The sequence below is a fragment of the Lentzea alba genome (assembly GCF_047445655.1).
In the GTDB taxonomy this organism is placed as follows: domain Bacteria; phylum Actinomycetota; class Actinomycetes; order Mycobacteriales; family Pseudonocardiaceae; genus Lentzea; species Lentzea alba_A.
Genome location: NZ_JAJAEG010000047.1, coordinates 60,342 through 70,969, shown reverse-complemented (window position 1 = coordinate 70,969; position 10,628 = coordinate 60,342). Strand labels below are relative to the sequence as shown.

The window sequence follows — 10,628 nt, the reverse complement described above, 5'->3', positions numbered from 1 at the left end:
ACGGCAAATCCGACGTCATCGACGCCATCAACGCCGCCCGCACCGCCCTGTCCGGCGACGGCACCGCCACACCCAAAACCGCCGCGGGACCCGTCGAGTCCATCCGCGTCCTGCACGTCGCCGTCGTCGTCCGCCTGCGGTACTGCCCACGCACCCAGACCTACCTGCAACGACGCACCGAACAAGGCCTCACCAAACGCGACATCATCCGCTGCCTCAAACACTACGTACTCCGCGAAGCCCACACAGCGATCCTCAAAGACCTCACCCACTGCGCTTGACATCTATAGGAGCGTCAGGCGTGCCATCAACGCACGGCCGCCGCCCGCAAGGCGACCACCCACGCGATAAGCGGTCATCCCCACGACAAGCGGTAGATCGTTAGCAAGCCACACGATCAATGAGACGTACAAAAACGCCGGGGCCACCCTTCCTCAGGGTGACCCCGGCGAAGCCGGCACTGCCGATCAAACGCGCGTCAGCTAGCCGCCTTGGCAGCCCGCCGATCAGCAGCGTCCAACACAGCCCGAATCCAGTCGATCTCCTCAGTCCCACAGGCCCCTTCAGCAGCAGCCCGCCGAAGCCGAACCCAAAGCCCCAGATCGGTCCACTCCTGGAACCGCCGATGCACGGTAGGCACAGTCACCCCGAACGATGCAGGCAAATGCCGCCAAGCACACCCAGACGACAACACGAAGACGATGGCGGTAAAGACCGCCCGGTTGCACACCCGCCCACGCCCACCACCTTGACGCCGAACCTTGGCAGGCGGAATCAACGGCTCAACAACAGCCCACAAGTTGGGCGACACCAGCCGCGACGAGAGCTGCTCGATGACGTCACCACGCCCAGTCTCACAGCTGTGCTCCGGCCAGGCAGAAGCCCGCATCCAGGAGTCCTGCCGCGATCCAGCGTCAACGGGCCGTGTGTCCTGGCGGGCGGACTCAGCACGCTGACGAGACCGGAGCAACGTGGCCAACGCAGTGTCCTCAGCGGTAGTACGCCGCTGCGGAACCGCATAAGCCGAATGCTGCTGAGCATGCCGGGCGATCTCGGCCCCCACAGTCCGCCGGAACGAGGGGTTCCCGGCCAACCGCGGGTCAACCGGCTGCCCGTACCGAGTAGGCGCCTGAGCGCCGGCGGCAGCCTGCGCGCCGGCGGCATACCCAGCGCCGGGCACGTGACGTGGAGGAAGAGGCCGTTGAGGCACTTGACGGGGCGGGACCTGCCGCGCGAGTCGCGGGTCCGGGGTGCGAGCGAACTGTGAGTCGGTCATGGTGTGGTCCTCCGCCAGGACTTTTCCGTCAGGTGACAGCGCTCACAGTAAGAAGCAGGCCAGAAAACAGGTAAGTAGGTAGACCGTAAAAGGCGATGAGCGGCCGCACGACGGCGACGCACGGCCAGTCCTGTTGAGACGAGTGGCGCACTGTCTGCGACGAACGGATAACCGGTCGTGGCATGGATCCCACGACCGAGTGTCGCCGACCGCTCACAGAACGCGCTCCGCCAAACGGTCACGCCCCCGCTCCGCCGACCGCCATTGCCGCACTTCGCCGACCCGCTCACGGCGTACTCCGCCGGCGCCGCACACGGCCGTACTCCGCCGGCCCCGCACACGGCCGTACTCCGCCGGCCCCGCTCACGGCCGCGCCCCGCCGACCCCGCTCACGGCCGTACTCCGAGCCCGCTCGTGACCGCGCTCCACCAGGCGGGATGACCGCGCTCAACCGGACGGTAATGATCCGGTCGTTGACGTCAGAGATACCGTCGGACCGTGAAGCTTTTGGCCACCAGCGACCTGCACGTCTCCTACCAGGACAACCGCCAGGTTGTGGAGGCGATCGCCTCACCGGACAGCAGCGACTGGCTGATCATCGCCGGCGACATCGGCGAACGGTTCGCCGACATCGAGTGGACCCTCCAGACCCTGCGCCCGAGGTTCGGCGAACTCATCTGGTCACCGGGCAACCACGAGCTCTGGACCACCAAGGACGACGAGAACCAGTCCCGCGGCGAGATGCGCTACAAGCAGCTCGTCGAGCTGTGCCGCAGCCTGGACGTGGTCACCCCGGAGGACCCCTACGAGGTCTTCCCCGGACCAACAGGCCCGGTCACTGTCTGTCCACTGTTCCTCGGCTACGACTACTCCTTCCGGCCACATGGCGCCACGGACGTGAAGTCGGCCCTCGCGATCGCCCACGAGGCGGGCGTCGTGTGCACGGACGAGTACTTCCTGCACCCCGACCCGTACCCGTCCCGCGAGGCCTGGTGCCAGGCGCGGGTGGAAGAGACCGAAGAACGACTCGCTCAGATCACCGGCCCGACCGTCCTCATCAACCACTACCCGCTGGTCCGCGACCCCACGTTCGTGCTGCGCTACCCGGAGTTCGCGCTCTGGTGCGGCACCGCGCTGACCGCCGACTGGCACAAGAGGTTCAACGCCGTCGAAATGGTCTACGGCCACCTGCACATCCCCCGCACGACGCACTACGACGGCGTGCGCTTCGACGAGGTCTCGCTCGGCTACCCGCGCGAGTGGAAACCACGCGGCACCACCCAGGTGAAGCTGCACGACGTGCTGCGGGAGTCATGACGTGCTGGAACAGCTTCTTCCACTGCCCATCGCGGCGGTGGAGCGCTACGACGACGAGATGCCCGTCGAGCTCTTCCCCCAAGAAGAGACGGTGATCGGCAACGCCGTCCCGAAACGCCGCTTCGAGTTCGGCACGGCGAGATGGTGCGCCCGCGAGGCCATGAAACGCCTGGGCTTCGAACCCGCTCCCGTCCTGCCCGGCCCGAAACGGGAGCCGCGCTGGCCGGAGGGTCTCGTCGGCAGCCTGACGCACTGCACCGGCTACCGGGCAGCGGCACTGGCCAAGACCACCGACTTCTTGACCATCGGCATCGACGCCGAACCGCACGCCCCCGCTCCGGACGGCGTGCTGGAGGCCATCGCGATCCCGGCCGAGCTGCGCAGGATTCCCGGGCTGAGGGTCGACGACCCGAAGATCTGCTGGGACCGGCTGCTGTTCAGTGCCAAGGAGTCGACCTACAAGGCCTGGTACCCGGTCACGCAGCGGTGGCTGGGGTTCGAGGACGCGGACATCACGCTGAACGCGGACGGCACGTTCTACTCGCGGATCCTGCTGCCGGACACCCCGATCGCGGGGTTCGCCGGGACGTGGCTCGTGCAGGGCGACGTCCTGGTCACGGCCATCGCCGTGCCCGCAAGTGGCGTGTAGGGGACGTGTAGAGGCGATCTCCAAACTGCCCTCATGGTGAGTCTTCCTCCAGTACCCGCCGAGCGGCACGAGATCGGCTTCGACGTCGACGTGCTGTTCGGCGCGGTGCCGAACCGGCAGCTCGACGCCTCGCTGGAGGCCGTGGCAGCGCAACAGAAGGGCCACGGGATCCGCCGCGGGCTGCTGGCCTCGTTGCGCGGCGCGTTGTTCGACGTCAGTTCCGGCAACGACGAGACCCGCAAGGCGACCGAGCTCCAAAAACGGTTCGTCCCGGTCGGCACCGTCGACATCCGCGACGCGCTGGGCGCCGAGGACGAGATCGGCAGGCTCGCCGAGGCGGGCACCAGGGTCCTGCGGCTGTTCCCGCCCGAGCAGTGGGCCGAGCCCGTCTCCCCCGGCCTCGTGCACATCATCGACACCGCGATCGCCCACGGCCTGGTGCTGCTCACGAGCGGCGACTTCAGCCAGTTCTGGCGCGCGTTCGCCGGCCGCGGCGCGCGGGTGTGCTTCCTCGACGTGCACGCCTACCGGGTGTCCGACTTCGTGGTGATGGCCCGCCGTGAGCCCGGTTTCGTCGCCTCGACCCGGATGCTGGTCGGCCCGGACTCGATCGAGCGGATCGCCGGCGAGGTCGGCGCGCACCACCTCGCGTACGGGTCCCGGACCCCGCTGCACGACGTCATGCCGTCCGCGCTGCGACTGCGCATGTCCGGGCTGAACGACCAGGAGTGGCAACAGGTCGCCGGTGGCACCGCCGGCGCATGGCTGGGGGAAGCACAGTGATCATCGACGTCCACGCGCACGCCGGACCGTGGTTCTTCGCCACGGACGTCGGTTCGCCCGAGCTCAACCTCGCGCTGATGGACCGCTACGGCATCGACCGCCAGATCGTCTCCGCGTCGGAGGCCGTCACCTACGACATGGTCTCCGGCAACAGGTGGATGGCCGAGGTGTTGGAGGCTCACCCGCGGCTGCTCGGCTACGTCGTGGTGAACCCCAACGACCTCGCCGCCGGGGCCGAGGAGATCGAGAAGTACCTGGCGACGGGCAGGTTCGTCGGGGTCAAGGTGCACACCACCTACCCCGGCCAGACCCTGCTGTCCCAGGCGATCCAGGACACCATGGCGCTGGCCGCCGAGGCCGGTCTGCCGGTGCTCGTGCACACCTGGGACGAGTCGGTCCTCGGCCTGGTCGACGTGCTGGAGCGCAACCCCGAACTGCGGATCATCGCCGGGCACATGGGCGGCCCGGCGTGGCGGACGGCGGTCGAGGCGGCGACGCGCTCCGACCGGCTCTACCTGGAGCCGTGCTGCTCGATCACCGACGCCGGCCGCTACCGGTACGCACTGGACCGGGTGCCGCTGGAGCAGATGCTGTTCGGCACGGACAGCACGCTGGTCGACCCGGCCATCGCGCTGGGTGTAGTAGTGGACGCCGATCTCACCGAGGTCGAGCAGGAACACGTGATGTGGCGCAACGCCGCGCGCCTCTTCGGCATCGAAACGGACCAAGCCGCATGAAGAGAACGGCAGTGCTCATCGCAGCCTCGTTGGTCACCGCCCTCACCGCCTGCAGCCAGTCGAGCGATGACGCCGTGACGATGTGGATGTACCCGGTCATCGCCGACGAGGAGCAGAGCCGGACCTTCTGGCACGAGGTCGAGCAGGGCTTCGAGGCGGAGCACAAGATCGAGCTCCGCATCGAGCTGCAGCCGTGGGAGGGCAGGCAGGAGAAGCTCGGCGCCGCGCTGATGGCGGGCAACGGGCCCGACCTCGTCCTGCTGCAGCCGGACATGATCCCCCAGTACGTGGAGGAGAAGGCGCTGCAACCGGTCGGCGACGTGCTGACCGGCGGCGAACGCACGTACCGACCCTCGGCGGTGGCCGCGCTGACGGTCAAGGACCAGGCGTACGGCCTGCCGCTCTACCAAACAGTCACGACCACCGTGTACAACCGCAAGCTGTTCACCGAGGCCGGCATCACCGAGCTGCCGGACACGTGGGACGAGGTCAAGGCCGCGGCACCGAAGCTCGCCGCGCGCGGCATCCCGGTGCTCGACTACGCGGGCTCCATCGAGGAGACGCTCAACATGACCTTCTACCCGCTGCTGTGGCAGGCGGGCGGAAGCGTGTTCACCAGCGACGGCACCAAGAGCGCTTTCTCGTCACCGCAGGGCATCGACGCGCTGAAGTTCCTGCTCGACCTCAAGGCGATGGGCGGTCTGCCTCCCGGCACCGCGACCAAGCGCGCCCGGCTGATCGAGGACTCGGTGGTGGTCGGCAAGGCCGCGATGTCGCACGCCATGGTGCCCGCCATCGCCCGCAGCGTCGCCGGCGCGATCGGTGCCGAGAACGTCGTGGTCGGGCCGCCGCTGCGGAACAAGGCGCAGGTGACGTTCGGTCAGCCCGGCGCGTTGTCGTTGCTGCGCACCGCGAAGAACTCCGACGCCGCCCGGAAGTTCCTCTCCTACATGACGACGCCGAAGGTCGTCGAGAAGCTCTGCGTCCAGTCCGGCTTCTTCCTGCCGTGGACGGACTCGGCGCCACCCGTCACCGACGAGATCGACAAGGGTTTCACGCAAGCGCTGCAGTACGTCCGTGCCGGTGACGCGCATCCCCGGGCGCGCAAGGCGATGGGACTGCTGGCACCGCACCTGCAGGCCGCGCTGATCGGGCAGAAGTCACCGGAGCAGGCGCTGTCCGACGCGGCGAGGGAAGTCGACGTCCTGCTGCAGAAGCGATGACCCGTCGCCGGCTGCGCGAGGCCTGCACGATCCTCGCGTTCCTGCTGCCCGTGCTGGTGGTGTTCGGCGCGTTCCGGTTCCTGCCGATCCTGGGGGCGGCGGGCCTGAGCGTCGCCGACTACCGGCCCGGTGGCGACTTCGAGTTCGTCGGCGCGGAGAACTACGCGAGCCTCGCCGCCGACGAGCACTTCTTCACCAGCCTGCGCACCACGCTGGTCTACGCCGCGGTCTACGTGCCGCTCATCGTCGTGGTGGCACTGGGCACAGCGCTGCTGCTGCACTCGGTTCCTTGGGGGCGCGGGCTCTTCCGGGCCGCGCTGTTCGCGCCGTACGTCACAAGCCTGGTGCTGAGCGGCGTCATCTGGAAGTGGGTGTTCGAGCCCGCCGGCTTCCTGGAGAGCCCGTCGATGGTGCTGCCGGCGCTGGCCGTGGTCGGTGTCTGGAAGGGCTTCGGCTACGCGATGCTGGTCCTGCTGGCGGGCATCCGCAACGTGCCGGCCGACTGCCTGGAAGCGACCAAAGTGGACGGTGCAAACGCTTGGCAGCGCTTCCGGCACATGCTGCTGCCGTCGTTGCGGCCGGCGATCTTCTTCGTCGTCGTGGTGGAGACCATCGGCGCGTTCCAGGTGTTCGACACGATCTACGTGATGACCAGCGGCGGGCCGGTGCGCGCCAGCTACACGCTCGCGTACATGGTCTACGACTACGGCTTCAAGTACTTCGAGATCGGCAAGGCCGCGGCGGCGGGTCTGGTGCTGTGGGCCGTCGTGCTGCTGGTGTCGCTCACCCAGCGCCGAGCGTTCGAACGGAACCCGTGATGCGCAACCGCCCTTGGCTCACCGTGCTGCTGGCTCTCGTCTCGCTGGCGGCGGTCGCCCCGTTCGTGCTGATGCTGCTGGTCGCACTGTCACCGCGCATCGGACCAACGATTCCGCACGCGTGGCCGGCGTCGCTGACCCTGGAGAACTTCGTCCAGATCCTGTCGACGGACAACTTCCTGCGCTGGACGGGCAACACCGTGGTCTACGCGGTGGTGTCCGTGGTCGCCGTGCTGCTCTCCGCGTCGATGGCCGCGTACGTGTTCGCGCGCAAGCGTTTTCCCGGCCGGGACGCGCTGCTGTGGTCGTTGCTGTCGACCCTGATGGTGCCGTTCCACGCCGTGCTGATGCCGTCCGTGGTGATCATCCAGTTGCTCGGCTGGGCGGACACCTACTGGGGCCTGATCATCCCGACGCTGGCCAACGCGCAGGCCGTGCTGCTGCTGCGGCAGTTCATCCGCGCGCTGCCGGACGAGGTCTTCGACGCCGCGCGGATCGACGGCGCCGGCGACTGGCGGGTGTACTGGAGCGTCGTGCTGCCGCTGTGCCGGCCGGTGCTCGCCACGCTCGCGGTGTTCGTGTTCCTCTGGCACTGGAACGACTTCCTGTGGCCGTTGGTCGTCTCGGGCAACGGCCACACGACCACGCTGACCGTCGGGCTGTCCACACTGGACGCCGGCCAGCTGCCGGTGCCCGAGCTGATGGCGGCGGCGACCGTCACCGGGGTGCCGTGCCTGCTGGTGTTCCTGCTGGTGCAACGGCGGCTGGTCAGCACCGTCGGCTTCGCCGGTCCGGGACGCTGAGACCCAGCTGCCCCAGCGCTTCAACGGTCCGGCTGACGTGCACCTGCATGTCGAGCCGTTCGAACAGCGCCAGTGCCTGCTCGAAGCACGCGATGGCCTCGTCGGGACGCTGGTTGCGGTGCGCCACCCAGCCGAGGCTGTAGAGGGTCGCGGCCTTGCCCACGCTCTCGTCGTCCGGAGAGAAGACCGTGAGGGAGCGGGACATCATCTCCGACGCCTTGCCCGCGTCACCCTGCTCCGCGCAGGTGGCGGCGAGGACGTGCAACGCCAGGGCCTCGTCACGCGGGCACGAGGCGGCGCGGAAGAGCTCGACGGCGTTCAGCAGTGCCTGCTCGGTCTGAGCGAGATCCCCGCGGGTCTTGTGGTGCAGGCCGAGGCTGAACAGCGCGCAGGCCTGGCCGTAACGGCTGTTCAGGCGGCGGAAGATCTCCAGCGCGCGGTCCAGCGACCCCGCGGCCTCGTCGAGCCGGCCCTGGTTGCGGTGCACGACGCCGAGCGCCTGCAACGCGAACGCCTCGCCGCTGTCGTCCGCACAGCCGCCGAACGTCTCGCGCGCCCGCCCGAGCTCGACGGCCGCCTCGTCCAGCTTGCCGTGGAAAAGGTGCACGCTGCCGAGCCCGAGGTTCGCGTAGGCGAGGCCGCGGTCGTCTCCGATGGCGGCGAACATCTCCTGCGCCCGCGCGAAGTGCTCGTTCGCCTCGCCGTAGCGGTCGCGGTAGAACGCCAGCGCACCGAGCCCCTGGTGCAGGATCGCCTTGTGCCGCTCGTCCCTGGCCGCGCTCAGGGCCAGTTCGTGGGTGTGCCGCCACAGGTCGTAGTGGCTGCGCAGGTCGAACAACGTCGTGAGCACGCAGGCCAGGTCGCACGCCAGCGCGGTCATGTCGAGCTTGCGGGCCTGCTCGACGACGCCGACGAGCGCGTCCCGTTCGGCTTCGAGCCAGACCAGCGGATCGGCCAGCAGTCTGTCCACCGTGGACTGGTCGAGCCCGCCGCGGTCGGGGTCCAGCCGCACCTTGAGGAAACGGCTCGGCAGCCCCGCCTCTGCCCGGACCGCGAGGTCCAGCCACGTCGTGAAGACCCTGCGCAGCGCGGCGGTCCGGTCCACCTGAGTCTCGGTCTCGTTGGCGCGCTCGCGGGCGTAGACCCGCAGCAGGTCGTGGAAGCGGTAGCGGTACTGCCCGGCGAGGTCCGTGCCGGAGACCTCCAGCAGGTGCACGTCGGCGAGGCCGTCGACGATGTCCTCGGCGTCGAGGAGGTCGATGTCGAGCAGAGCGGCGACGACCCAGCCGGGGAAGTCCGGCACGTCGAGCAGGCCGAGCAGCCGGAACGCGCGCCGCTGGACGTCGTCGAGCGCCTCGTAGCTCCACGCCAGGCTGGCGCGGGCTTCGAGGTCGTCGATGCGCAGCTCGTTGAGCCGGGTTCCTTCCCCGGCAAGGCGTTCGGCGAGCCGGCCGACCGTCCAGTGGCCGCGGCGGGCGAGCCGGGAGGCGGCGATGCGCAGCGCCAGCGGGAGGTTGCCGCAGTAGCGGGCGACGGCGGCGGCCGCGTCCGGTTCGGCGGTCATGCGGTCCTGGCCGGCGATCTCGCCCAGCAACCGGATCGCGTCCTCGGCGCCGAGCACGTCGAGGTTCACCGTCTGCGCGCCGACCAGCTGCACGCGACTGGTGACGAGCACGGCGGACGACTCGGATCCGGGCAGCAGCGGGCGGACCTGGGCCATGCTCTTCGCGTCGTCGAGCACGATCAGCACCTGCCGGGCGGCGAGCTGCGACCGGTACAACGCGGCGCGCGCCTCGACGTCCTCGGGCACGGCGTGCGGGTGCACACCCAGTGCGATCAGCAGTTCCGCGAGCACGGTCGCCGGGTCGCGCGGTGACGAGCTGGTGCCGCCGAGGCGGACGTAGAGCTGGCCACCTGCGAACTGGTCGCCCACCTCGTGCGCCGCGCGGACGGCCAGCGACGTCTTGCCGACACCCGCCTTACCGGTGATCGCGGCCAGGGTCGACTTCGACCGTTGCGTGAGGACGGCGCGGAGCTTGGCGAGCTCGGCATCGCGGCCGGTGAAGTTGTCGACGTCGGGCGGCAACTGCATGGGGCGCACCGGGTTCAGGGCACCGGAATCAGCACTGGCCGGTCTGCTCCCGCCGCGCAGGATCTCCTGGTGCAGGTCCTGGATCTGGTCGCACGGGTCGACGCCGAGCGCGTCGACGAGCACCTCGCGGACCGCGCGGTAGGTCTCCAGCGCCTCGGCCCGGCGGCCGGCCTCGTGCTGGGCCCGCATCAGCCGCCACCACAGGCCCTCGCGCAACGGGAACTGCCGCACCTGCACGCCGAGTTCGGTGATCAGGGCGCCGTACTGACCGGCGGCCAGGCGCGCGTCGGCGGAGTCCTCCCGTGCGGCCGCGGCCATCTCCTCCAGCCGCACCGCGTCGGCCTCCAGCCAACCGGCGCGCGGGACGTCCTCCAGCAGCGTGCCGCGCCACGCCTGCCAGGCCTCCTGCCAGAAGGCCGCTGCTTTCCCGGCGTCGCCCGCCGCCAGCGCTTCGCGGGCGCGGGTCGCGGCGGTCTCGAAGATCTCGCTGTCCAGCTCGTCCGGCTCGACCTGCAGCCGGTAGCCCGCGCTGTCGGTGGTGAGCCTGCCGGGCAGGCCGATGTCGGTGAGGTCGCGACGCAACCGGCTGATGTAGGTGTGCACGTTCGCGACGGCGGACGCGGGCGGGTTCTCACCCCACAGGGCGTCGATGAGACCGGCTTGGCTGACCGACTGCCGGGCCCGCACGAGCAACGCGGCGAGCAACGCCCGTTGACGCGGTCCGGCCGGTTTGAGCGGCTGACCACCGTTGGCCACCCGCAGCGGCCCCAGAATCCCGAAACTCGCCGTGTTCCCCAAGGCTCCCCACCCTGTCCGGCCACCCGGCCTCGGATCGTAGCGCAGCCGGAGCGGCAGGACACGGTTTCGAAGGACGCCAAAAGGCCATCGCGTCCTACACGTCCGCCCGAAATGCTGTAGATGACATGTAGA

The 10,628-nt window shown here is 69.4% G+C and carries 8 protein-coding genes and 2 pseudogenes; 8 read left to right on the top strand and 2 right to left on the bottom strand.

Annotated elements, in window-relative coordinates; all coding sequences use genetic code 11:
* Window positions 1–281, top strand: a pseudogene (locus tag LFM09_RS45880) (hypothetical protein); the annotation flags it as partial.
* A 200-nt stretch (window positions 282–481) separates the two neighbouring features.
* Here LFM09_RS45880 and LFM09_RS45875 read toward each other — a convergent pair.
* A pseudogene (locus LFM09_RS45875) lies at window positions 482–889 on the bottom strand (transposase); the annotation flags it as partial.
* An 885-nt stretch (window positions 890–1,774) separates the two neighbouring features.
* Between LFM09_RS45875 and LFM09_RS45870 the strand changes: the two are divergent.
* The 7 genes from LFM09_RS45870 to LFM09_RS45840 are packed head-to-tail and all read left to right on the top strand — an operon-like array spanning window position 1,775 to window position 7,606.
* Window positions 1,775–2,593, top strand: coding sequence for a metallophosphoesterase family protein (locus LFM09_RS45870; protein WP_414102944.1), 819 nt, complete (start codon window positions 1,775–1,777; stop codon window positions 2,591–2,593).
* Window position 2,594: 1 nt separating this feature from the next.
* The gene (locus LFM09_RS45865) at window positions 2,595–3,242 is read left to right on the top strand and encodes a 4'-phosphopantetheinyl transferase family protein (RefSeq protein WP_414102943.1); all 648 of its coding nucleotides are present in this window, start codon (window positions 2,595–2,597) and stop codon (window positions 3,240–3,242) included.
* A gap of 33 nt (window positions 3,243–3,275) precedes the next feature.
* Window positions 3,276–4,025, top strand: a complete 750-nt coding sequence (locus tag LFM09_RS45860; protein ID WP_414102942.1) for a hypothetical protein — start codon at window positions 3,276–3,278, stop codon at window positions 4,023–4,025.
* Window positions 4,022–4,762 (top strand): amidohydrolase family protein, encoded by a 741-nt coding sequence (locus LFM09_RS45855; protein WP_414102941.1) that lies wholly within the window; start codon window positions 4,022–4,024, stop codon window positions 4,760–4,762. Before LFM09_RS45860 ends, LFM09_RS45855 begins: the two co-directional genes overlap by 4 nt.
* Window positions 4,759–5,985: an ABC transporter substrate-binding protein gene (locus LFM09_RS45850; RefSeq protein ID WP_414102940.1), complete on the top strand. Its 1,227-nt coding sequence runs from the start codon at window positions 4,759–4,761 to the stop codon at window positions 5,983–5,985. Before LFM09_RS45855 ends, LFM09_RS45850 begins: the two co-directional genes overlap by 4 nt.
* Entirely contained in the window at window positions 5,982–6,803 is an 822-nt protein-coding gene (locus tag LFM09_RS45845) for a carbohydrate ABC transporter permease (RefSeq protein ID WP_414102939.1), read from the top strand. The genes LFM09_RS45850 and LFM09_RS45845 overlap by 4 nt, the downstream gene beginning before the upstream one ends.
* The gene (locus LFM09_RS45840) at window positions 6,803–7,606 is read left to right on the top strand and encodes a carbohydrate ABC transporter permease (protein WP_414102938.1); all 804 of its coding nucleotides are present in this window, start codon (window positions 6,803–6,805) and stop codon (window positions 7,604–7,606) included. The genes LFM09_RS45845 and LFM09_RS45840 overlap by 1 nt, the downstream gene beginning before the upstream one ends.
* On the opposite strand, the gene LFM09_RS45835 is transcribed toward LFM09_RS45840, so the two are convergent.
* Complete coding sequence (locus LFM09_RS45835; protein WP_414102937.1) at window positions 7,572–10,496, bottom strand: AfsR/SARP family transcriptional regulator; 2,925 nt, start codon at window positions 10,494–10,496, stop codon at window positions 7,572–7,574. The two genes, LFM09_RS45840 and LFM09_RS45835, sit on opposite strands and share 35 nt — an antisense overlap.
* Window positions 10,497–10,628: the final 132 nt, after the last annotated feature.